This is a genomic window from Devosia sp. J20-27, assembly GCF_055808595.1.
Map to the genome: position 1 here is coordinate 3,331,328 of NZ_CM147875.1, position 22,539 is coordinate 3,353,866.

At 65.0% G+C, this 22,539-nt stretch carries 23 protein-coding genes; 7 read left to right on the plus strand and 16 right to left on the minus strand.

The genetic code is table 11. From position 1 onward, the window contains the following. Nucleotides 1-192 precede the first annotated feature (192 nt). From AC0L4C_RS16540 to AC0L4C_RS16550, 3 genes are read left to right on the plus strand one after another with little or no spacing between them, the layout of a single operon-like run. The gene (locus tag AC0L4C_RS16540) at nucleotides 193-777 is read left to right on the plus strand and encodes a hypothetical protein (RefSeq protein ID WP_473400802.1); all 585 of its coding nucleotides are present in this window, start codon (nucleotides 193-195) and stop codon (nucleotides 775-777) included. Beyond that, nucleotides 777-1,196: a phage holin family protein gene (locus tag AC0L4C_RS16545; RefSeq protein ID WP_473403541.1), complete on the plus strand. Its 420-nt coding sequence runs from the start codon at nucleotides 777-779 to the stop codon at nucleotides 1,194-1,196. Before AC0L4C_RS16540 ends, AC0L4C_RS16545 begins: the two co-directional genes overlap by 1 nt. Further along, the gene (locus AC0L4C_RS16550; RefSeq protein WP_473400803.1) at nucleotides 1,193-2,158 is read left to right on the plus strand and encodes a nutrient deprivation-induced protein; all 966 of its coding nucleotides are present in this window, start codon (nucleotides 1,193-1,195) and stop codon (nucleotides 2,156-2,158) included. Before AC0L4C_RS16545 ends, AC0L4C_RS16550 begins: the two co-directional genes overlap by 4 nt. Nucleotides 2,159-2,228: 70 nt before the next feature. Here AC0L4C_RS16550 and AC0L4C_RS16555 read toward each other — a convergent pair whose 3' ends face one another. Next, nucleotides 2,229-2,960 (minus strand): SDR family oxidoreductase, encoded by a 732-nt coding sequence (locus AC0L4C_RS16555; protein ID WP_473400804.1) that lies wholly within the window; start codon nucleotides 2,958-2,960, stop codon nucleotides 2,229-2,231. A 104-nt stretch (nucleotides 2,961-3,064) separates the two neighbouring features. Here AC0L4C_RS16555 and AC0L4C_RS16560 point away from each other — a divergent pair, with 104 nt between their 5' ends. After that, nucleotides 3,065-3,892, plus strand: a complete 828-nt coding sequence (locus AC0L4C_RS16560; protein ID WP_473400805.1) for an amidohydrolase family protein — start codon at nucleotides 3,065-3,067, stop codon at nucleotides 3,890-3,892. On the opposite strand, the gene AC0L4C_RS16565 is transcribed toward AC0L4C_RS16560, so the two are convergent. After that, nucleotides 3,877-5,607 (minus strand): PAS domain S-box protein, encoded by a 1,731-nt coding sequence (locus AC0L4C_RS16565; protein ID WP_473400806.1) that lies wholly within the window; start codon nucleotides 5,605-5,607, stop codon nucleotides 3,877-3,879. The two genes, AC0L4C_RS16560 and AC0L4C_RS16565, sit on opposite strands and share 16 nt — an antisense overlap. 169 nt (nucleotides 5,608-5,776) lie before the next feature. On the opposite strand from AC0L4C_RS16565, the gene AC0L4C_RS16570 reads away from it, so the two are divergent. Genes AC0L4C_RS16570 through AC0L4C_RS16580 form a run of 3 tightly spaced genes read left to right on the plus strand, consistent with a single transcriptional unit; the run spans nucleotide 5,777 to nucleotide 10,083 of the window. Continuing rightward, nucleotides 5,777-6,484 (plus strand): ABC transporter ATP-binding protein, encoded by a 708-nt coding sequence (locus AC0L4C_RS16570; protein ID WP_473400807.1) that lies wholly within the window; start codon nucleotides 5,777-5,779, stop codon nucleotides 6,482-6,484. Beyond that, on the plus strand, nucleotides 6,481-8,844 hold the full coding sequence (locus AC0L4C_RS16575) for an ABC transporter permease (RefSeq protein ID WP_473400808.1): 2,364 nt from the start codon (nucleotides 6,481-6,483) through the stop codon (nucleotides 8,842-8,844). Before AC0L4C_RS16570 ends, AC0L4C_RS16575 begins: the two co-directional genes overlap by 4 nt. A 3-nt stretch (nucleotides 8,845-8,847) precedes the next feature. Further along, on the plus strand, nucleotides 8,848-10,083 hold the full coding sequence (locus AC0L4C_RS16580) for an efflux RND transporter periplasmic adaptor subunit (protein WP_473400809.1): 1,236 nt from the start codon (nucleotides 8,848-8,850) through the stop codon (nucleotides 10,081-10,083). 27 nt (nucleotides 10,084-10,110) lie between these two features. Here AC0L4C_RS16580 and AC0L4C_RS16585 read toward each other — a convergent pair whose 3' ends face one another. From AC0L4C_RS16585 to AC0L4C_RS16650, 14 genes are all read right to left on the minus strand, one after another. After that, entirely contained in the window at nucleotides 10,111-10,497 is a 387-nt protein-coding gene (locus AC0L4C_RS16585) for a DUF302 domain-containing protein (protein ID WP_473400811.1), read from the minus strand. 51 nt (nucleotides 10,498-10,548) lie between these two features. Then, nucleotides 10,549-10,953 (minus strand): CBS domain-containing protein, encoded by a 405-nt coding sequence (locus tag AC0L4C_RS16590; RefSeq protein WP_473400812.1) that lies wholly within the window; start codon nucleotides 10,951-10,953, stop codon nucleotides 10,549-10,551. Further along, nucleotides 10,950-11,111 (minus strand): hypothetical protein, encoded by a 162-nt coding sequence (locus AC0L4C_RS16595; RefSeq protein ID WP_473400813.1) that lies wholly within the window; start codon nucleotides 11,109-11,111, stop codon nucleotides 10,950-10,952. The genes AC0L4C_RS16590 and AC0L4C_RS16595 overlap by 4 nt, the downstream gene beginning before the upstream one ends. Before the next feature lie 9 nt (nucleotides 11,112-11,120). Then, nucleotides 11,121-12,083, minus strand: a complete 963-nt coding sequence (locus AC0L4C_RS16600) for an FAD:protein FMN transferase (RefSeq protein WP_473400814.1) — start codon at nucleotides 12,081-12,083, stop codon at nucleotides 11,121-11,123. 2 nt (nucleotides 12,084-12,085) lie between these two features. Beyond that, the gene (gene nqrF / locus AC0L4C_RS16605; protein ID WP_473400815.1) at nucleotides 12,086-13,306 is read right to left on the minus strand and encodes an NADH:ubiquinone reductase (Na(+)-transporting) subunit F; all 1,221 of its coding nucleotides are present in this window, start codon (nucleotides 13,304-13,306) and stop codon (nucleotides 12,086-12,088) included. Beyond that, complete coding sequence (gene nqrE, locus AC0L4C_RS16610) at nucleotides 13,303-13,905, minus strand: NADH:ubiquinone reductase (Na(+)-transporting) subunit E (RefSeq protein WP_473400816.1); 603 nt, start codon at nucleotides 13,903-13,905, stop codon at nucleotides 13,303-13,305. The genes nqrF and nqrE overlap by 4 nt, the downstream gene beginning before the upstream one ends. Beyond that, entirely contained in the window at nucleotides 13,902-14,561 is a 660-nt protein-coding gene (locus AC0L4C_RS16615) for an NADH:ubiquinone reductase (Na(+)-transporting) subunit D (RefSeq protein ID WP_473400817.1), read from the minus strand. Before AC0L4C_RS16615 ends, nqrE begins: the two co-directional genes overlap by 4 nt. Then, nucleotides 14,562-15,365, minus strand: a complete 804-nt coding sequence (nqrC, locus tag AC0L4C_RS16620; RefSeq protein WP_473400819.1) for an NADH:ubiquinone reductase (Na(+)-transporting) subunit C — start codon at nucleotides 15,363-15,365, stop codon at nucleotides 14,562-14,564. It lies immediately after the preceding gene. Next, nucleotides 15,358-16,155 carry an RnfABCDGE type electron transport complex subunit D gene (locus AC0L4C_RS16625; protein WP_473400820.1) on the minus strand — a complete coding sequence of 266 codons (798 nt, stop codon included), beginning with the start codon at nucleotides 16,153-16,155 and terminating at the stop codon, nucleotides 15,358-15,360. Before AC0L4C_RS16625 ends, nqrC begins: the two co-directional genes overlap by 8 nt. Then, a complete protein-coding gene (locus tag AC0L4C_RS16630; RefSeq protein WP_473400821.1) occupies nucleotides 16,152-17,396 on the minus strand; it encodes a hypothetical protein in 1,245 nt (414 codons plus the stop codon). Before AC0L4C_RS16630 ends, AC0L4C_RS16625 begins: the two co-directional genes overlap by 4 nt. Nucleotides 17,397-17,451: 55 nt before the next feature. Then, the gene (locus AC0L4C_RS16635; RefSeq protein ID WP_473400822.1) at nucleotides 17,452-18,240 is read right to left on the minus strand and encodes a universal stress protein; all 789 of its coding nucleotides are present in this window, start codon (nucleotides 18,238-18,240) and stop codon (nucleotides 17,452-17,454) included. An 88-nt stretch (nucleotides 18,241-18,328) separates the two neighbouring features. Continuing rightward, nucleotides 18,329-19,174 carry a universal stress protein gene (locus AC0L4C_RS16640; RefSeq protein ID WP_473400823.1) on the minus strand — a complete coding sequence of 282 codons (846 nt, stop codon included), beginning with the start codon at nucleotides 19,172-19,174 and terminating at the stop codon, nucleotides 18,329-18,331. Between the two features lie 159 nt (nucleotides 19,175-19,333). After that, nucleotides 19,334-21,106 (minus strand): SLC13 family permease, encoded by a 1,773-nt coding sequence (locus AC0L4C_RS16645; protein ID WP_473400824.1) that lies wholly within the window; start codon nucleotides 21,104-21,106, stop codon nucleotides 19,334-19,336. 101 nt (nucleotides 21,107-21,207) lie between these two features. Beyond that, nucleotides 21,208-22,227: a polyheme membrane-associated cytochrome C gene (locus AC0L4C_RS16650; RefSeq protein WP_473400825.1), complete on the minus strand. Its 1,020-nt coding sequence runs from the start codon at nucleotides 22,225-22,227 to the stop codon at nucleotides 21,208-21,210. Between the last annotated feature and the right edge of the window lie 312 nt (nucleotides 22,228-22,539).

The following is a 22,539-nucleotide window of genomic DNA, read 5'->3' on the forward strand; positions in this document are numbered from 1 at the left end:
TATTCGCGCGCCCTGCCTCCGGGAGCGCGATTGCCGTTTCGCGGTCCGGATGTCGCAAGAGCGGCGCCCGGCCGGTTCGGCTTAATTCGTCTCGGGGAAGGGCCGCGATGGAACCACACTCCACCGTGCGAGGTTGAGAGCGCATCGAGCGTGCCAACTGAGCGGCACGAAAGCCCCCCAATGGAGAGACCGATGCCCAACGAATATTCGACCCCCTCCACATCATCCGGGAGGCCGCACCAGCAGGTGTTGCCGCCCGAGGCAAAAGACACTCTGGTCCATGACGCCGAGGCCGTTGTCGAAACCGCCAAGAGCGAATTCGACAAGGCGGCAACTCAGGTGTCGCATGACGCCGGCAACCTTGCCCACGAGGCACATGCGCGCATTGATGATGTCGCGCACAAGGCCAAGGGTCTGGCAGGAGAGCAGAAGGATCTGCTGGCTGGCCAGATCGGCGGCGTTGCCGAGGCGATGCGCCGCGTTGCCGACGACCTGACGCAGAACGATGCGTCGGGCGCAGACTATGCCCGCACCATTGCAGACAGCGCCTCCCGCATTTCCGAGACGGTACGCGACAACGATGTCGATGCCCTTGTCGGCATGGCGCAGGACTTCGGCCGCAAGCAGCCGGTGGCATTCATGGGGGCAGCCGCCCTCCTCGGCTTCGCTGCCAGCCGCTTTGTGCTGGCTTCGGCCAAGCGCGAGGACGAGCGCTCCGCTCCAGTTGCCAATGAAGGCACGGACGCTCCGGCTTACCCCAGCACCGGGAGGGCATGATGAGCGCAAGTGATCATGGATCCTCGCTGAGCGATCTGCTGGGCGGACTGGTACAGGATATCTCCGGACTGTTCCGCAAGGAGATCGAGCTGGCCAGCGTCGAAGCGGGCGAGAAGATCGATCAAGTGGTTGGCGCCAGCCGCAATCTTGCCATCGGTGCCGTTCTCGCCATCGGCGCGACCGGCGTGCTGCTGACAGCCCTGGTGGCTGGCGTCGCCGCGGTTCTGGTCGCGATGGGCCTGGGCGAAACGGTCGCCAATTTCCTTGGTGCACTGATCGTTGCCCTGGTGATCGGCGGCATTTCCTGGGCGCTGATCCAGCGCGGCCTCAATGACGTGCGCACCAGTCATCTCAAAATGAAACGGACCGCCCATTCGCTGCGCGCGGATGCCAAGGTGGTCGAGGAGAGTCTTTCATGAGCCATGATAGCGAAAACAATTCGGCCCGCGTCGAGCGCGAAGTCGAAGAACAGCGTCACCGCGTCGAAGCGCGGATCGACGCCATCAAGGACCGACTGTCTCCCGGGCAGTTGCTGGACGAGGTCCTGTCGCACACCAAGGGCGGCAGCCAGTTCGCAGCCAACTTGGGGACTACGGTCACCAACAACCCGATGGCAACCGCCCTGCTGGGCGTCGGCCTCACCTGGCTGATTGCCGGGCAGAACAAGCCGGCCATGCAGCCGCGACACCAGTCGCGTGCCGTCCGCCCCGACTATCCCTATGCCCGCAGTTCGTCGCAGGTCAGGCGTATCGGCCACGCCGCCGACGAGCAGGGCCAATGGTGGAGCGAATTCGACGCGGGTGAAGCCGGGCAACTCAAGGCCAAGTCGAATGAAGTCGGTGACCGCCTCGGACATTTCGTCGACAAGGCGGGTAAGCTTTACGCCGGCTTCATCGACGAGTCCGGCTATCGCGTGCACAAGTTCCAGGACGAGGCGGGCAACCTCATCGACGAGGCCAAAGGCTGGGCCGACGATGCCCGGCACGGGCTGGAACATGCGGCCGAAGATGTGGCCCATGCCGCCAAGGACGTCGGTCGGGCCATGCAGAAGTCGAGCGATCAGTTGACGCGCCAGCTGGGTGCGCTGCTTGAAGAGCAGCCCCTGATCGGCGGCGCGCTCGCCTTTGCTGCCGGCGCTGCACTGGGTGCCGCCCTGCCGCCCACACGGCAGGAGGACAAGCTCGTTGGCCGCGCGTCTGACGACCTGCGCCGCGAGGCCGGTCATATCGCCAGCGACCTCTACGAGGACGGCAAGGAGCAGGTGGAGGACGCCATCGAGAAGGCGGCCGAAACGGTGAGCGGCGCATATGATGACGTCAAGCACAGGCTTGGCGAAACCGGCGCCAGCGATGCCGACGGCGCTGCGCGCGCCCCGCACTGAGCGATCTGAGCCATAATGACGAAACGGCGGCCTAGAGGCCGCCGTTTTCTTTCTAACGGTCCCTCGGCAATCAGGCCGTCCAGCCGCCGTCGATGATGTGGACCTGGCCGGTGGTGTAGGTGGCGCCGGCGAGATAGACGGCGAGATCGGCGATCTCGGAGGGCTGGCCGATGCGGCCGATCGGCTGGCGGGCGATGAAGGCCTTCCTGGCTGCCTCGAAGTCGCCGGTGGCGTGCCAGCGTTCGTGCAGGCTGGGGCTGTCGACCGTGCCCGGCGCGATGGCGTTCACCCGGATGCCCTTGTCGGTATAGTCGGCGGCCATGGACTTGGTCAGGCCGATGACCGCCGCCTTGGAGATCGAGTAGGCAGCGCGGTTGGGCACGCCGGTCACCGAACTGGCCACGGTCGACATGTTGATGATGGCGCCGTCGCGGCGTTCGAGCATCTGCGGCAGGATGGCCTTGATGGTGCGGATCTGGGCCCAGACATTGAGGTCGAAGGCGAAGTCGAGGTCCTTGTCGGCCATCTCGAGTACCGAGCCGGAATGGACGACGCCGGCGCAGTTGAAGAGCACGTCAATGCGGCCGATCTCGGCCACGGCCTTGTTGACCTCGTCGGCCGACAGCACGTCGAGCACGCGGGTCGTGACATTGGCCAGGCCATCGAGCTCCCTGAGCTTTTCGGCATTGATGTCGGTGGCGATGACCCGGGCCCCGGCCCGCGCGAAAGCCTCCACCGAGGCGCGGCCGATGCCCTGGGCAGCCGCAGTGATGAGCGTGATCTTGCCGGTCAGATCGGCCATGAAATCGTCCTCCAGAATTAGTGCGGCTGTTGGTAACGCGGGGGGGTGGCTTGGACAAGGCTGGACTGACATGTTAGCCCAATTGCCTAGCCTCCGGAGCCTCCATGCACATCATCGATACCCACCTCCATCTGGTTTATCCCGATACCCTTTCCTACCCGTGGCTGGCGGGCTCCCCGAAGCTCAACCGGCCATGGCTGGCGGAAGACTACTGGGCGGAAGCGGACAAGCTGGGGATCACGGCGGCGATCCACATGGAGGTTGATGTCGCCGAGGCGCAAATGCTGGAAGAGAGTGCCTTTGCGCTCGAGGTGCATCCCAAGGTCATTGCCGCGATTGCCAACGGCCGACCGGAGCATCAGGACTTCCCGGCCTATCTCGACAAACTGAAGGCGCTGGGTGGGGTCAAAGGCATCCGGCGGTTGTTGCAGGGGCGCCCGCCCGAACTGTCGCAGCAGCCGCTGTTCATCGAAAATCTGAAGCGGCTCCCGGCCCATAACCTGACCTTTGACATCTGCGTGAAAAGCCATGAGCTGGAAATCGCAGAGCGGCTGGTGGCGGCGGCGCCAGAGGTGCAGTTCGTGCTCGACCACTGCGGCAACCCGAAGATTGCCGAAGGAGAGTGGGACAGCTGGACCCGCCACATCGACACCATTGCGGCGAGCCCGAATGTCGTCTGCAAAGTCTCGGGCGTTCTCGCCAACGTGACGGAGGACTGGACGGTCGACCAGGTTCGCCCCTATGTCGAGTACGTGATCGGCGCCTTCGGATGGGACCGGGTGGTGTGGGGCAGCGACCACTTTGTGGTGACGCTGTTCGCCGACCTCACGGGCTGGGTCGGGGCAACGCGAGAGATCATTGCCGGTTGCAGTGAAGACGAGAAGGCCAAGCTCCTGCACCGCAACGCGGAACGGATCTACCGGCTGAGCTGAGCTTCCGGTTCGTAGACGGCGATGCGGCCGCGACCGCTGGCCTTGGCAACATAGCAGGCCGAGTCGGCCTCACTCATCAGGTCGGCCGGGGTGCCAGCACCGCCCGAGATCGCGGTGATGCCGACGCTGGCGCCGATCCGGTAGGTCTTGCCCTCCCAGACGAACTCGAATGCGGCGATGGCGTCGACAAGCTTCTGGGCGACGCGTCTCGCCGCAGTGGCCGAGCAGTCGGCCAGCAGCAAGGCAAACTCGTCGCCGCCGATGCGGGCAGCGAAATCCTGGCGACGGCACGAGTTGCGGATGATCTGCGCCACCCGGCAGAGCAGCGCATCACCGGCTGCATGGCCGGCGGTGTCGTTGACCGGCTTGAAGAAGTCGAGATCGACAAAACAGAGCGCATGAGTCCGCAATTCACGGCGCGCCTCGTCGGTGACGCTGATCAACGCCCGTTCGAAGGCGAGACGATTGGCCAGCCCCGTAAGCGCATCGTGCGTTGCGGTATGGGCCAGCTGCTTTTGCAGGGCACGGCTGTTGGTAACATCCTGGAACACCAGAACGGCGCCGACCGTCTCGCCGTCGGGGGTCTTTAGCGGCGAGGCCGAACTCTGGACATTGCGACTGGTGGCATCGCGGCCGATCAGGCTGACATCCTCATTGAGATGGGTGATGACGCCCTCGGTGAGGCAGCGATCCACAGGGCTGCAGGCAGTGCGGCCACTGGCCTCCTCAACGATCGAGAAGACCTCGGTCAGACGCCTGCCCTGGGCTTCTTCCAAGCTCCAGGCGGTCATTTCCTCGGCGGTGGGGTTCATGAAGGTGATGCGGCTGTTCTCGTCGATGGTGATGACACCGTCGCCGATCGACTGAAGCGTGACGCGCAGCCGTTCCTTCTGGGCCGCAAGCTGGGCTTCTGTCGTCTTGAGACGCGTGATGTCGGTATCGGTGCCGACGGTACGCACGGCCTTGCCGTTGCTGTCCCACTCGACGGGCCTGCCGCGGCTGAGAATCCAGAGGTAGTGCCCGTCGCGATGCCGCTCGCGGTATTCAAGCGTGTCGTAGCCGTCGACGCCGGCATCCTGCTTGGCGACCGTGGCGAGTACACGCGGGACGTCGTCGGGGTGCATGCGCGACAGCCAGGCTTCCTGCGAGCCATCGACCTCTTCGTCCGGCGCAAAGCCGCGCATCGTCCGCCACATCCGTGAATAGAACATCTTGTCGGTGCGGATGTCGTGATCCCAGACGCCCTGCCCCGCCGCTTCGAGCGCGGCGTTCCAGCGGCGCTCGGTATAGGCCAGGGCCTCCTCGGCGCGCTTCTGGGCGTCGATATTGGTCAGCTGAGCGATCACGTACAAGGGCGCGCCGGTATGCTCGCTGCGCAACAGGGACGCCGTGGCGTGAACCCAGAGCGGGGTGCCATCCATGTGCGACATCCGGCAATCGATGCCGAAGTCAGCGATTTCGCCGCGCATGAGCTGATCGAACCGCAGCATTACGGCGTGCAGATCGGCACTGTGGATCATGGCATCCATCGACAGGCCCAGGCATGCGTCCGGTGCGTAGCCCAGCATCGCCTCGAAAGCATGGTTGGCATAGATGGTCCGGCCGTCGGCACCGACGAGCGTCATGCCCACAGCCGCGCTTTCCATCACTTTGCGCAGCAGCGCATCGCTCTGGTCGAAGCGGAACAGGTCAGCAGTCGCCTGGTGTCTTGCCATGCCGCAAATATACGGCCGCGGCTATTAACGACATGCTTCGAAGAGCCGGCGATTGCGACACTTTTGTTGCAGCCGTTTCTCTCCAGCGGGTGTTGGACTTGCCGTGGCGCCGTCGTATTGTCCGGGCCATGAGAATACCCTGCCCGCACGCCATTCTGCTCGGTCGATCGTGACCGGCCCGGCCTTCACGACGCGAGGCCTGACCAAGGTCTATGGCGAGGGGCGCACGGCGGTGCATGCCCTGCGGGGCGTTGATCTGGAGATTCCGCAAGGCGAGATCGTGGTCCTGCTCGGTCCCTCCGGCTCCGGCAAGTCCACTTTGCTCAACATCATTGGCGGGCTCGACCGTGGTACAGCCGGAACAGTGCACTTCCGCGACCAGTGCCTGACCGAGATGACGGATGCGGAATTGACGCGCTACCGTCGCAACCATGTCGGTTTCGTCTTCCAGTTCTACAATCTGATGCCCAGCCTGACGGCGCACGAGAATGTCGAACTGGTGACCGAAATTGCAGCCAATCCGATGGATCCCGATGAGGCGCTGTCGCTGGTCGGGCTGGAGGGGCGGACCGACCACTTCCCCGCGCAACTGTCGGGTGGCGAGCAGCAGCGGGTGGCGATTGCGCGCGCTGTTGCCAAGCAGCCCGAGGTGCTGTTCTGCGACGAACCGACCGGAGCACTCGACAGCGCCACCGGACGGACGGTGCTGACCGTGCTACGGGACGTCAATGCGCGGCTCGGATCGACAGTGCTGATGGTGACGCACAATGCCAATACCGCGGCCATGGCCGACATGGTGATCCACTTCGCGGACGGCGCCATCCGCGAGGTGGTGCGCAACCAGGCGAAGGTCAGTCCCGAGGAGATCGAGTGGTGAGCCCGCTCGACCGCAAGCTGCTGCGCGATCTCTGGCGTATCAAGGGGCAGGCCATTGCGATCGGCGCTGTCATCGGCGTGGGCGTGATGATGCTGGTGATGATGACGGGCCTGACAATATCACTCACCGAAACGCGCGACGCCTATTATGAACGCTACCGGCTGGCAGACATTTTTGCGCCGGCCAGCCGGGCTCCGGAACGGCTGGCGGAGCGGCTGGCCGCCCTGCCCGGCGTGGCGTCGGTGCAAACCAGAGTGCAGGGCCGCGCGCTGATCGACGTACCGGGACAGATACTGCCGGTCCAGGCCCAGGCGGTCTCCCTGCCCGATCGCGGCCGGCCGGCGCTCAACGATGTCTTCCTGACCGACGGGCGGCTGCCTGCCGCGGGGCGGCCCGACGAGGTGCTGCTGCTGCAGGGTTTCGCGCAGGCGCACGGGTTGCGGCCGGGCGATGCGCTGCGCGCCACGATGAACGGGACGAGGCGCAGCTTTGATATTGTCGGCCTCGCCCAGAGCCCGGAGTTTCTCTACACCACCGCGCCGGGCGAACTGGTTCCCGACGAGGCGCGCTTCGGCGTCATCTGGTTGGGGCGATCCGGCCTTGCAGCGGCCTATGACATGGAAGGCGCGTTCAACGAGGCGCTGATCGGGCTGGCCCGCGGCGCCAGCGAGCAAGCCACGCTTGCCGCCGTGGACAGAGTACTCGACCCCTATGGCGGATCAGGCGCCTACGGACTGGCGGATCAGACCTCGAACCGGTTCGTGACCGAAGAGATATCCGGACTCCAGGCGGCCGCGGCGGGCGTGCCACCGATCTTTCTGATGGTCGCAGCCTTCCTGCTCTATATCGTCATCGGTCGCATCGTGCAGGCGGAGCGCGGTCAGATCGGACTGATGAAGGCCTTCGGGCATACCAATGGCGAGGTGGGATGGCACTATTTCAAGCTGATCCTCGCCATCGCTGCCGGCGGTGCGCTGGCCGGCTGCCTCGGCGGCATCGGCGCCGGACGCGCGCTGATCGGCTTTTACACCAACTACTTCAAGTTCCCGTTTCTCGTGTTCCAGCTTGACCCGGCGTCCTTCACGAGCGGCGTCACCGTCAGCATTCTCGCGGCATCGGCTGGTGGACTCATGGTCCTGCGCCGGGTCTTTGCCCTGACGCCGGCTACTGCCATGCGCCCGCCGACGCCACCGGACTTCAGCAGGACGGGCCATTTCGGGCGTCTGCTGGGGCGTTATCTCGACCAGCCGTCGCGCATGGTCATGCGCCGCATCACGCGTCAGCCGGGCCGGATGGCACTGGCCACGATCGGCATTGCTTCGGGCATGGCGCTGTCGGTATCGATGATCACGATCTATGCCGGGTTCGACCAGACAATCGACCTGACCTTTTCGGTCGTCGATCGCAGTGACGTGACCGTCACCTTCACCCATCCGGTCAGCGACAAGACATTGTTCGAACTGGCACGCCTGCCTGGCGTGCAGCGCGTCGAGGCGACGCGGACGGTGGCCGCAGTCCTCCGCAACGGGCTCAACAGCTTCCGCGGCGCGCTGATCGGCATGCCCGAGGGCGCCGAGCTCAGTCGTGCCCTCAACGACCAGATGGTCCCCATCGACCTGCCCGAGACCGGCGTCGTGCTGTCGAGCGTACTGGCCGACATGCTTGCTATCAAGCCGGGCGAGACGCTGACGGTGGACGTGCGCGAGGGGCGTCAGCCGGTACTGGCGGTACCAGTGTCAGGCATCGCGGAGACCTTGCTGGGGTCGCCCGCCTATATGGATCTCGAGGCGCTCAACCGAGCCTTGCGGGAGCCGGACAGGGTGTCGGGCGCCTATCTGATGATCGACGACGCGCGAGCCGACGAAATCTATGCGGCCCTGCAGGACATGCCGACTGTGGCGGGCGTCAGCCTGAAATCGCAGGCGCTCGATGCCTTCGTGACGCTGATGAACACCGGCGCCGGCGCCATTCGCTATGTGATGAGAGCCATCGCGTTCCTCATCACCTTCGGCATCGTCTACAATGCCGCGCGCATCGCATTTGCCGAACGGACCCGCGACCTCGCCAGCCTGCGCGTCATCGGCTTCACCAAGGGCGAGGTGGCGTTCGTGCTGCTGGGTGAACTGGCCGTGGTGACACTGGCAGCGCTGCCGGTCGGCGCCGTTCTGGGCTATTATCTATCGTTCGGTATTGCTGCAGGGTTCTCGACCGATCTCTACCAGATTCCGGCCGTGTTCGACGCTCCAAGCCAGGGCCAGGGCATTCTGGTGGTGCTGCTGGCGGCCATCGTCTCCGGCTGGCTGGTCAAGCGCGACCTCGACCGGGCCGACCTTATCGAAGCATTGAAGACACGGGAGTAGACGGTGGCAAGAGCAAAACGAAAATCCCGTCTCATCCTCTCGCTGCTCGCCGGCGGACTGATCACGGCGGCACTGGCGGCGGCCTTCTGGCCACGGCCGGTGATGGTCGATCTGGGCGAGGTCACGCGAGGCGCCATGATGCTGACGATCGACGAGGAAGGCAGGACGCGCGTGAGCGAGGCCTATGTGGTCTCCACACCTGTAGCGGGTCGCCTCAAGCGGGTGGAGGTCAACCCGGGGGATCCGGTGGTGCGCGGCCAAACCGTTGTGGCGCAGATGCTGCCGACGAACCCCGCAGTCCTCGATGTGCGGACCCGCGAACAGGCGCAGGCGGCGGTGCAGGCGGCGGAGGCGGCCCTTCGCGTGGCCCGCGCCGATCTCAACTCCGCCATGGCCAGCCGGGACTTCGCGCAGACCGAGCTGTCGCGTACCGAGCGACTGGCCGCGCAGGAGATCTCCAGCGAGGCAGCGCTGGACCGCGCCAGGCAGAACTTTCGCGTGGCCGAGGCGGCCGTCGAAATGGCCGAAGCCGCGATTTCCGTACGCGAGGCCGAGCGCGCGAATGCCCGCGCGCAGCTCATCGGTTTCGACGACCAAGGGCTGGCGGCCGCCATCGGCAATGCCAGAGACGACAGCATTCCGCTGTTCGCCCCCGCCGACGGGCGCATCCTACGGATCATCCAGCAGAGCGAGACGACGCTCCCGGCCGGTGCCCCGATCATGGAAATCGGCGATATCGACGGGGAACTGGAGGTGGTGGTCGAACTGATCTCGTCCGATGCTGTGCAGATCCAGGTCGGCAATCCGGCAATCATCGACGACTGGGGCGGCGAGGCCTCATTGCAGGGTGAGGTCCGGCGCATCGACCCCTTCGGCATCACCAAGTTCTCGGCATTGGGAGTCGAGGAACAGAGGGTGCCGGTGACGATTGCGCTCACCGGTCCCAGAGAGGAGCGCCAGGCGCTCGGGCATGGCTATCGTGTCGAGGCGCGGATCATCGTCTGGCAGGCTGACGACGCGCTGCGCGTGCCGTCCAGTGCGCTCTTTCGCAACGGTGAGCAGTGGGCAGTGTTCAAGGCGGAGAACGGCACTGCGGTCCTCCGCCCAGTGACCATCGGCAGGAACAACGGCGTCGCCGCTCAGGTCCTCGAGGGCCTTGAGGCGGGAGACAGCGTGATCCTCTACCCGTCGTCAGGGGTGAGCAGCGGCACTGCGATTGCGCGGCGCGTCACCAACTGACGCCGTGGATGGCAGAATGCGGCCGGACTAGATAGCAGCGACGGCGTCCGACAGCAGGTCGCGCACCGAACCGGCGACGGCATGCAGTTCGGCATTGTCGATTGCCTGCATCGATGCCACCGGATCAATGGCGCTGACCTCCACCGCGTTTCCGACCTGACGCAGGATGACGTTGCAGGGCAGCATGGCACCGACGCGGGGTTCGATGCCGATAGCCTGGTAGGCCATTTTCGGATTGCAGGCGCCCAGAATGCGGTATGCAGGCATGTCCGCATCGAGCTTCTTTTTCATCGTGGCGGCGACGTCGATTTCAGTCAGCACGCCGAAGCCCTTGTCGGATAGCGCCGCCCGGGTGCGGGCGTCGATGTCGGCGAAGGCGGCGCCTTCGAAGGTGCGGTTGATCGTGTAGCTCATGGCATGAAGCTCCCTTGTTGTCTGATTGTGCGCACCAACAGGCGCGTCATTCTACTTCCATTGTCCGCTCAGGGCCTTCAGCACATCGGTGCGGCTCAGCTGCCCGGCAAACTCCCCGCGACGGAGTATGGGGAAGTGGCGATGCGGGCTGGTGATCATGAACTCGCAGGCGCTGACCAGGTCGTCGTCGGCCTCAAGCACCTGCGGGTCCTTTGACATGTAGTCGGCGACGGTACCGCCCCATTCCTTGTAGTAGGACGCACTGAGCGCGGCCTTCAGGCAGTCACGCATGGTAAGGATGCCGACCAGTTCGCCTTCGTCGTCGAGAACGCAGGCGCCCGAGATGTCGTTCTTCAGTAGCAAGGCAACGGCCCGTACGATCTCGAGACCCGGAGTGAGCGTCAGGGGATTGGCCGTCATGACTTCGGCGACGCGCTGCAGGGCAGGTTCACTCACGATGACGTTTCCTTGCGGCTGGGACAGGCCCGGCAGGCGCCACCACAGGCAAGGCCACCGCACGAGCCCTTGATGGCCGGACGCCCGAAGAGGACGCCGAGCGCCAGGCCGAGCATGACAAGTCCGATGGCGATGGTCGCGGCAATGATGGTTTGCATGATCTGCTCCTAGCTCGTGCGCAGCGCCGTGAAGGCGGAACTGGCGGACAATGTCAGCCCGCCGGCATCGTTCCGCAACAGGAAGAGGACGGGAAGGTCTAGAGCTTCGGCAAGCTCGAGTCCGGAGGTAGCTCCCAGCACCATCATGGCGGTGGCAAGGCCATCGGCGGTCATGGCCGACGCATGCGCCACCGAGACGGAGGCAACCGAGTTGTGCACGGGCTCACCCTGCCCCGGGTCGATAATGTGGCTATAGCGGCGGCCCGCGACTTCGTAGACGTTGATCGCATCGCCCGAGGTGGCGAGAGCCAGGTCGGATGCCTCGAAGCGGGCTGCCGTGCCACCGGCAATGGGATCGGCAACGCCCAGCCGCCAGCGGTGGCCGTCAGGTCCCAGCCCGGCGGCGCGCAATTCGCCCCCGATGTCGATCAGGAAGTTCTGGTATCCATGAAACCGCAGCCGGTCGGCCAGCGCATCGACAGCATAGCCCTTGGCGATGCCGCAGAGGTCGAGTGACAGGCCGGGCAGCGACTTGGTGATGCCGGCCGCGCTACACGCAACACTGGAGTAGTCGCCTACACGTTCGCCATGCAGAGGGCCGAAGCCGTAGCGCCCGACCACGGGTCCGACTGTCGGGTCGAAGGCGCCGTCGGTGAGTGCCGCAATGCGCAGGGCTTCACGCGTGACCAGAGCGAACTCATCGCTGGCGAACTGGCTGCCGGCCCCCGCCCGGTTGAAACCGGAGATCTCGCTGTCGTCGCGGAACGGGCTCATCGTCTGGTCGATCCGTTCGAGCACCGCGGCGAGGTCCTCGCCCAGACCATCGGGCGCGCCATCAGGCAAGGTGACTGACCAGCGGGTGCCGAAGGCAGGCCCGGAGAGGCGGACGGTGTCACGGCCGTAGGCCGGCAGCGCCGACAGGAGTCCGGCGGCCACTACACCCTGCAGAATCTGCCGTCGATTGATCGCCATGGCTAGCTCCCGAAATCGTCGTTGAAGATGGCATCCGGCTCGACACCGCAATCGTCGAGCATGGCGTAGACCGCCTGAATCATCAGCGGCGGACCGCAGAGGTAGTATTCGCAGTCAGCCGGCGCCGGGTGGTCCTTGAGATAGGCCTCGTAGGCAACGTTGTGGATGAAACCGGTCGCACCTTGCCAGTCGTCGGCCGCAGCGGGATCGGAGAGGGCCGCGGTCCATCTGAAATTGGGGTAGCGTCTTGCGAGGTCGTCGAACTGCTCGACATAGAAGAGCTCCGGGCGCGAACGCGCGCCATACCAGAAACTGATGCGGCGGCTGGTGCCCACCCGTTCCAGCTGATCGACGATGATGGAGCGGAGCGGCGCCATGCCGACACCGCCGCCGATGAAGACCATCTCTCGGTCAGTGTCCTGAGCCTTGAAGTGGCCATAGGGGCCGGCCAGCTCCACCTTGTCGCCCGGCCGGCGCGCGAAGAGCCAGGACGAAACAAGGCCGGGCATTGCGCCGGGAACGCCAGGAGGCGGCGTAGCGAGGCGGATGTCGAGGACGATCCTTTGCTTTTCGCTTGGCGGGCTAGCAATGGAGTAGGCACGTGACACCGGCTCGCTGCTGCTCGCCTGCAGGTCGTTGAGAGCGAGGCCGGTCCACATTGGCCGATGCGCTTCGGGAACGTCCATTTCCGCAAACACCAGTTCGTATGGCGGCGCGGTGACCTGAACGAAGCCGCCGGCCTCGAACGCGAAATCGACCGCAGCGGGAAGTGCCAACGTGATCTCGCGGATCAGCGGTGTCAGCGGCCGCACGTCGACGATCTCGCAGATCATGCTGGTGACGCCGAGGACCGCTTCGTCCACCGTCACCTCAAGGTCCTGGTGCACCGTGACCTGGCAGGCGAGACGTGCGCCCTGCCGCAGTTCGGCGGGCGACAGGCGCGCAATCTCGATCGGCAAGGGCTGGCCGGCGCCCGTCAGATGTTCAACCCGGCACAACCCGCAGGTGCCGGCCCCCGAGCAGGCCGAGGGGATGGCAACGCCGTTCTCGTTGAGAATGGACAGCAGCCGACGATTGGTCGATCCGGCAATGGTCCTGCTGCCGTTGACCGTGATGGTCACGGGCCTTGACGGGCGCAGGGTCTTGCGCGCGACATCAAGCAGCAAGGCCAGCGTCCCGATGAGGATGGTTGTGGCAAGAAGGGCGAGCGGGATCTCGATCATATCACCCGCACTCCCACAAAGGCCGAGAAGGCCATGGAGATGAGGCCGGTGACGATGAAGGCCATGCCGAGGCCTTCCAGCCCCTTGGGCAGATTGGCGTAGCGCAGCCGTTCGCGGATGGCCGCAAGCGTGGTGATGGCGAGCAGCCAACCGATGCTGGCGGCCAGCCCGTAGACGGCGCTTTCAGCCAGATCGTAGTCGCGCTCCACCATGAAGAGGCTGCCACCGAGGATGGCGCAATTGACCGCCAGCAGCGGCAGATAGATGCCGAGGGCCCGATGCAGGGCCGGGACGAAGCGTTCCAGCAGCATCTCGAGCATCTGCACCAGGGCGGCGACAATGCCGATGAAGATGATGAGCCTCATGAAACCAAGGTCGGCCTCCGGCAGGCCAAGCCAGCCGAGCGCGCCGGCGCTGAGTACATAGGCATAGAGCAGATGGTTGAGCGGCACGCTGATGGTCAGCACCAGGGTCAGGGCGATGCCCACCCCGGCCGCAGTCTCGACCCGATTGGACACGGCCAGGTAGGTGCACATGCCCAGGAAGAACGAGAGTGCGAGGTTCTCCTCGAAGACGGCGCGCTGGAAGAGGTCGATCATGGTGCCACCTGCCGGTCCGCTTCCATGGAGACGAAGGCACGCGCTTCCTGCTGGTCCGGACGCAGGCTGCGCACCGTCCAGACGAGAAGGCCAAGAATGATGAAGGCGCTCGGCGCCAGCAGCATCAGACGCATCGGTTCGAACCAGCCACCATCGGCGGCCAGAGGCAGGACGGCAAATCCCATGAGCGTGCCGGCGCCGAAGAGTTCGCGGATCACCGCGACGATGAGCAGCACGAGACCATATCCGGCGCCATTGCCGATGGCATCGAGGACCGAAGGCAGCGGCGGATTGTGCTGGGCGAATGCTTCGGTGCGACCGAGGACAATGCAGTTGGTGGCGATGAGCGAGACAAAGACCGAGAGGCGCTGGCTGATGGCGAAGGCGTAGGCCTGCAGCAACTGGTCGATGATCACCACAAGCGAAGCAATGATGGTGATCTGCACGATCAGGCGGATGGAGGATGGCAGGTGGTGCCGGATCAGACTGATCAGTCCGGACGAGACGGCGAGTACGGCCGTCAGGGCGACCGCCATGGTCAGCGCCGTGGTGACGGAGGTCGTCACCGCCAGCGCCGAGCAGATGCCAAGGATGTGCACCGTCACGGGGTTCTGGTCGACGAGCGGATTGGTGACAGTCGAAAAGCGCTTGTCCATTTACTCGCCTCCGTCGCGCAGTGTCTGAAGCCAGGGGCCGAAGCCCTGCGGGCCAAGCCAGAAGCGGATCATGTTGGTCACGCCGAGCCCGGTGATGGATGCACCGGACACGCCATCGACCTGGTTGGGACCATCGGCCTTGCCACGCACCACCTCGATGTCGACTGCGCCGTCCGTGCCGATCGACTTGCCGGGCCACTGCGCCTGCCAGGCCGGGTCGCTGATGCGGGCGCCGAGGCCGGGCGTCTCGCTCTGCTCGTAGATGGTGAGAGCGGCGACGGTCTCGAGATCGGCCTCGAGTGCCAGGTAGGCACGGATCGTCGACTGGTAGCCCTTGCCGTAGATCGGCAACACCAGGAGCGCCAGCTGGCCGTCCTGCCGGACGAGGTAAACCTGAGCGTAGTTTTCGCGGCGTCCGATTCCAGCCAGGTCGTCTTCAGCGGCAAGCGCCGTACTGGTCTCGGGATCGGCGGTGACGGCGGCCTGATCGAAGGTTGCGACATCAATGCCGGTGGCAATGCTGCCGGCATCGAGATCGACAATCAGGACCTCGGCAATGTCGGCGCCGGTTTCGCCAAGGATGTCGGCCATACCGGGGACGCTGTCGAGCATCGCACTCATGGCGGCGCGCTGCTCGGCCTTCAGGTTGGACTGGATGACGGGGCGCAACAGTACGGCGACGGAGGAGACTGCGAGCCCGCAGGTCATGGCGACAATCAGCGCAATGCCAACAGTCTTCACGCGATCGGTGTTGGGACGCGCGAGGAACTTCTGCCAGAGGCCGGCGGGCTTGTTGTCAGCCATGGCGGCGCGCCCTCCTTGCGACATTGATGGCGATCACCAGCCGGTCGACAAGCGATGCGAAGATGGACGCGGTCAGTGCCGCAAAGATCAGGGCGCTCTGCACCGTGCCTGCCTGCAGGAACAGAACTGCGAGCACACCGAACAGCAGCCCGTAGCCCAGCCTGCCCCAGTTGGTGGATGCAGACGCCACCGGATCGGCAACAAGAAAGACCAGCACGAGCCAGAACAGCCCGCTGCCAATCACCTCCATGCCGCCGGCCATGTCCTGCAACCAGACGAGCCCGGCGAAGCCGGCCATGGCGCCAGCGAGGACGCGCCAGTTCACCTGCCCTGAAGCCAGCAGGATCAGCAACGCCGGCATGACCGCGAGGATTGGAATGTCGGAGGTCGCCCGATAGCCGTCATCGACGAACGAGAACATCAGGAAGGTCAGAGCGGCCACTGCCGGGTTGAGGAGATTGCGTCCCTGACCGCCAAAGATCAGCAGGCCGATCACCACGCCGAAGGTGCTTCCAAGCGCCAGTTGCCAGAGCGGCGCAGCCTCCGGAACCAGCATGGCTACCAGCACGGCCATGCTGACTCCTTCGAGCCCGAACTCCTGCCGACGGGTGCGCTGGAAGAGGAGTTGCCAGACAAGCACAACGGCGACAACGACAAGAAACCGCAAACCGAGGGATGGCCCCTGGACCAGCAGCAGCCAGCCGAAAGGTGGCAGCAGGGCCAGCAGAACCGGCACCTGCCCCTGCATGACAGCGGGTCTGGCAAGATCGATGAGGCCCGGGCGCATCATAGTTGCGACTCCAGCTCATTGAGCACCTTGCGCAGCATGCCGCCAAAGTCGCTGCCCCGGCGATCGACATAGGTCAGTAGCGCCAAGTCCTCCTCAGCCAGTTCGAGGGCGCCAAGGCGGCGCGCGGTATCGGCATCACCGACGGCAATGGCCCGCAGAAGCGGCACCGGCAGAATGCCGGGGGGAGCGGCCTGTTCGTGCAGCGCATTGGGAATAATGGCGTCGCCGCCGCGCAGAATCCGGTCGACCAGCAGACGGGACCAGGTTGGGGGACGACCGGAAGTCCGGTGTGACATGGCGGACACCTGCAGATGCCCCTGTGCCAGATAGTGGGCAACTCGACCGTCGAGAGGTGAGCCCGACATCAGCTGCAGATGCCCGCCTTGCAGGCGACCATGGCTGAGTTGATGGAGATCCGCACCGCAGAATGTCTCGAGCAGTGCCGGCTGGCCCACCGCGGTCCCGGCCAGTCCGACGATGCGACGCCCCCAGATTCGTCCGGTGGACAGGAGATGGCCGAGCTCAAGCACATCCTGATAGCCGATGTGCCAGACGCTGCCACCGGCGCCAACCGGATGGAGGTGGTGAATGTGTGCGCCTGCCAGTCCCGCCGGGTGAGCACCCGATATCGCAGTAGCAGTGACGCCTTCGACGGTCGGCAGGGAGGCGCCGGCTGCGTGGCAGAGATAGGTCTTGCCACTCGTCAGCCGGCGTATGGCGTCGAGCCCGGTCGAAAACTGCGCGCTGCGGGATGCGATGATGGTAGCCGGGTCGGGCGACAAGGGGCGTGTATCCATCGCCGTGACAAACAGCGCATCGGGGACCGCGGACGACCTTGGCACCCGATCGAACGGACGGGTGCGCAGCCGGATCCAAAGCCCGGCGCCGATCATCAGGTCAACGAGCGCGCTTCGCTCGAGGACCGGAGGCACGGCAAACGTCGCCGAGTTGTCGCCGCCGACAGCGATGAGCAGATGTTCAAGGCTGCGGCGCGGCCCGAGACGGAGCTCCTTGACGGTTCCGGAGGCAGGGGAAACGTAACGCAGTTCGGGCCGGGTCCGATCCTCGAACAGCAGGTCGCCTGCGGCGACGCGGGCGCCCTGCTCGACGGCAAACCTCGGACGCAGGCCCGGCATGTCCTCGCCCAGCAATGCGATCGAGTCCGGCATCGCGGTGGATACCGTGCCGTATTGCGGCTCCGGACCGAACCGGAGTCTTAGGCCTGAAATCCTGACCGTCATTTCGCTCCCGACCCGTTGAGCTGCTGGACTAGGACGCTACAGCGAGCGACACGTCCTAGTTGGAGAAGAACCTGCTGATGTCCTGCGCAGCGAGCAGGTCACGCGTCATTCCTCCGAGTGCCCACTCACGCAGGCGGCTGTGACCGTAGGCGCCGCTGACGATCAGGCCGGCGCCCGCCGTCGCTGCCGCAGTTGCGATCGACTGCGCCGCGGTTCCAACCTTGGGCAGCACGTCACCGTGGGCCTTGACGTCGTGTGACGCGAGCCAGGCTACGGCATCGAGCATGCTGGCGCGCTCGGTTGCCAGATTGCCCTCATCGACCACGACCACATAGACGTCCTCTGCCGCCTTGAGGAACGGCAGGCTGTCGGCGACGGCGCGGCGGGCCTCCCTGGTATCCTTCCAGGCGACCACGATCCTTTCGGCCTTGAGCGTCCGCTCGCCGGCAGCGGCGACGAGCACCGGGCGTCCGGCACTGACCAGCACCGCGCCGATGTCGACGGGATTGCGACTTTTCCGGCTGAGCGCCGGAGAGCCGACGATGATCAGATCGACCGAGCGTGCCGTGGCGATGACGGCGCCCTCGGGCTTGAGATGGTAGTCCACAAAGCGATGTTGCACACCCGAGGGTACAAGCATGGCGAAGGCATGCTTGGCTGCGACCATCGCGGCACTATTCTCCGCCCTCCCCTCCTCGTAGAGCGCGCCGGCCATGGGAGGTTCGGCAGCGGTAATGCCGGTCAGCGTCGCCCCATGCTGACGCGCCAGGTCGGACGCCAGCGCCACGAGATCATCATCGATGCCGTCAAAATCGACGGCGACAGCTATGTTGCGAATTTCCATGTCCAGCTCCCGTGTGTTGAGGCGATACTAGCGGCCGGTCGGCCGCCGGGATTGATTTGCATCAACCGGAGGCGGCGGGTCGCGCCGATCAGTGCGACAGCAGGATCGGCAGGCGGGGTGCGCTCAGGACAGTTTGCGTGGCACCGCCGAGGACAAATTCGCGAAACCGGCTGTGGCCGAAGGCGCCCATGACCAGCAGATCGCTGTCACGGGCGAGGGCCGCGTCCTGCAGCGCGCTGCCGATATCGGCTGTGCCACGCGTCGCCTCGACGTGTTCCGTGCTGATGCCGTGGTGATCGAGATAGGTGCGGATGGCAGACACCGAGTCGAGATCAATCGTCTTGTCATCGCCGATGCTGAGGATGGATACACTGGCGGCGGCCGTGAGCAACGGCATGGCGTCGCGAAGCGCGCGCGAGGACGCACGCTCGCCGTCCCAGGCGACCATTACGGCGAGCGGGTCAGTTACCTGCTTCTGCAGGCGACTGGCATCAGGCACGAGGATGACCGGACCGCCCGACCCGAAGATAAGGGCTTCGCGGTCGGACTGCCGCTCCGGCTCCGCCTTGTTGCAGATCGACATGGTCAGGTCATGGAAGCGCGCGAGTTCGACGAGGTGCTCGCCAAAGGCCTCCGGTCGACACCGGATGGTGCCGGTATTGATCTCGACGCCAAGCGCAGCGGCCTGCTCTTCGGCAAAGGCACAGAGATCGGTGGCCTGCCCCCTGCTGCGCGCCTCGATCTCCTGGATGAGTTGCGTCAGATTGAGCGCGGCCTCGCCCAGGATATTGTGAATGGGCGGGATGTCCGCCTCCTGCGCCCGCGCGGTGACCCGCGCGCCGATACGGGCGCACATGCCCAGAGCGGCCGCGAGGTCGGACGTGGAAACGGCATCGGGATATGTCGCGATCGGTAGCAGTACGTCGAGTGCCATGCTGTCCTCCTGCGGATCAGGCGAGGTCGCCCGGTCGGTTGACGACAGAGCTGACCAGACCCGCGCGGTCGCACGGGCGCGATCCTGATACCGAGCCTAGGCGGTCAGCGCGGCGCAGACTTGACGCGTGTCAAATCGCGCACAGACGCCGCAGCGCCGCTACAGCGGCCAGAAGAACAGGATGGCTGGCACCGAAACGGTGATGATGATGATTTCAAGCGGCAGGCCCATGCGCCAATAGTCGCCGAAGCTATAGCCTCCGGGGCCCATGATGATGGTGTTGTTCTTGTGCCCGATCGGGGTGAGAAAGGCGCACGACGCGGCGACGGCCACCGCCATGAGAAACGGGTCGGGCGACACCTGCAGCGACTGCGCGATCGAAAGCCCGACCGGCGCGGCAATGAGCGCGGTGGCGACATTGTTGAGGAAGTCCGACAGCGTCATCGTCACGATCATCAGCAGGGTCAGGATGGCCCAGGTTGGCAACGCGCCGGCCAGCGCCAGGATGCCATCGGCGATCAGTTGCGTCCCTCCCGAACTCTCGAGCGCCAGGCCGAGCGGGATGAGGGAACCGAGGAGAACGATGATCGGCCATTCCACCGATTCATAGACCTCGCGGCCGCCAACGATGTTGAACAGCGCGTAGATGCCGACGACGATGGCCAAGGCAATGGCGAGCGGAAACAGCCCCATCACCGAACCAGCCACCGCGGCAGCGAAAACGCCGATGGCAAACAGCGCCTTGCTGCGCTGCAGAACGGCGTGACTCTTTTCGGCGAGCGGCAGCACGCCAAGCCATTCCGCAGCATCGGCGACACGGCTTTCCGGTCCGAGCAGCAGCACCACGTCACCGGGCCGGATCGTCAGCTTGCGGACCTGCTCGCGAAAGCGCCGGCCCTGACGCGCGACGCCAAGCAGCGCCACGCCGCGACGATTGCGCAGCCCGAGGCTGAGCGCCGTCCGGCCGACCATGCGGGCATTGTCGGGGACAATGGCCTCCATCAGCGTGAGGGACTTGCCGCGCAGGCCGACATGCTCCTCGCTGCCCGGCGCCTCGAGATCAACGGCGCCGAGGAAAGCTTCGATGGACTTGGGGTCGCCCTCGAGGACGAGCATGTCGCCCGCCACCAGCTCGGTGGCAGCCGAGAATCCGGGCAAGCGCTTGCCCTTGCGGACCAGACCGAGAAGGGTGATGTCGTGATCGTCCGCCGCCGACTGCAGGTCGTCCGGGGTCTTGCCGATGCTCTTGGAGTCCTCGCCGACGGTACCCTCGGCCACAAAGAGCCCCTGCTCGCCTGACAATCCGGCGGCAGCCTTGCCCGGCACTGATGGCAGGAGCCGCCAGCCGATGAGGGCCACGAAGGCAATACCAATCACGGCGCAGACGAGCCCGACCGGGGTGAAGTCGAACATCGCGAACGGCTCGCCCAGGGTGCGCTCGCGAAACTGCGACACAACGATATTGGGCGGGGTGCCGATCATGGTGATCATGCCGCCCAGGATCGTCGCGAATGAGAGCGGCATCAGCGAACTCGAGATCGAACGCTTGCCCTTGTCGGCCGCCTCGATATCGAGCGACATCAGCATCACCAGCGCGGCGACGTTATTGATGACGGCCGAGAGTGCTGCGCCGGCGATGGACATGATGCCAATGTGGGTGGAGAGCGGACGATCTGCCGAGATGACCAGCCGCGCCACGAGTTCGACAGCGCCGGCATTCATCATTGCGCGCGAAACGATCAGCACCAGTGCGATGATGATCACCGCCTCCTGGCCAAACCCTTCAAAGGCGTGCTCTGCCGGAATGACACCGCCGACAACGGCGATGATCAGGGCGGCAAAGGCCACGAGGTCGTACCGGATCTTTCCCCAGATCAGGAAAACAAAGACCAGCCCAAGGAGGCCGAAGAGGAAGATCTGATCGAAAGTCATTGGCACGGCACTCGCTTGGACGCTGACGGACGATCCTTAGCAGACCGTCCGCCACTCATCCAAGTCGGGCAGACCCGCCGGCGGCCGTTGGCCGGCCGTGGTCAGGGTCGCACTACGGCGGCGCTCTCAACCGCTGCGACTTCCGCCAGATCGGCAGTGCTGTCGATCAGCAGTTGAATCGCATAGTGCGGATTGTGGGCGAAGGCGCCGCCATCCTTGGCGACGAACTGGTAGTTGTAGGCGGCCTTGAGCAAGCGCGGCGTCCAGCTCCGGTAGCGATTGGGGAAGATCGCCTCGTCGGCATCGGAGGTGCCGTTACCGTTGGTGTCGTTGAAGAAATAGGGATAGGCCGACTTGGAGTAGACAATGGCCGTGCCCACGTTCTCCCTTGCATAGGTCAGGATCGCCGCTTCCAGCCGGTCGTGCAACTGGTCGATGACACCGGCAATCCCCATGCCGGTGTTCCCATCGGCTAGAATGTCGAGCGGAGTCGTCCGGATCGCCCGGAAGTCGGTGACGCCCGCATGGCAGGTGGTGCAGTTCTCGAGCTTCACCACCGTCGCATGGGCATCGTGGCAGCTGGCGCAGCTCGAAAAGCCGGGCACGTGGCCGAACGGTCCGGCGTAGCTCAGACCCTCGTATTCATAGCCGCCGCCAACGGCGCTGCCCTGCTGAGTGGTCGCGGCTGCGGAGTAGTGGATGTTCACGAAGGCCAGCTGGTCCGATACATCGTCCTCGCCAATGTCGGCCACGACCTTGTCGACGTCGGACCTGGAGGCGCGCCCCTGGTGGCAGACGGCGCAGACCGGGGTCCCCGAGGACATGTCAATGGTGGTATCGCCCGGGAAAATCACATCCTTGAGGGCCTCACTGGCCGGATTGTGGCAGGTGGCGCACTCCACTGTGGTGCCGATTGGCACGGGATGATCGATCTGGGCAGGCTTTGACTGGGGAGCGGACACGTAGTCCACAAGGCCGGTGGAGGAATGGCATACCGCGCAGTTGCCGGGGATCTCGCCTTCGCTATCCCAGTGCCGGAAGGCCTCGGACTCGGCATTGGCATGCTGCGACGACATCCAGGCCGCCAGGATTTCTTCGGCAGTCGGTGATGTCTGGCCCATCGCCGAGCTCACGACGAGCGCAGGCAAGAAAAGCGCGATCAAGGCACGCAAGAGCGAATTGATCATTCCGACCTCCCAGCTGTCTCAAGACAGAAAGTGTAGCACGACCTGCGAGGACAGGCATTGATCCAGATCAATGGCAATCTCGGTGCCGGAGTGACGGCTCCTTCCTAGTGCAACCACCGCGGCGATGCTGCGACGGCGGTGACGTGTTGATTCAGGTCAAGTGTGGATAGCCGGATTGAAGTAAGTTGCGCGGACATGAGGGACGTGGACTACTCCGGCTCGAGATGGATCCCCCCTGCCAGGCCC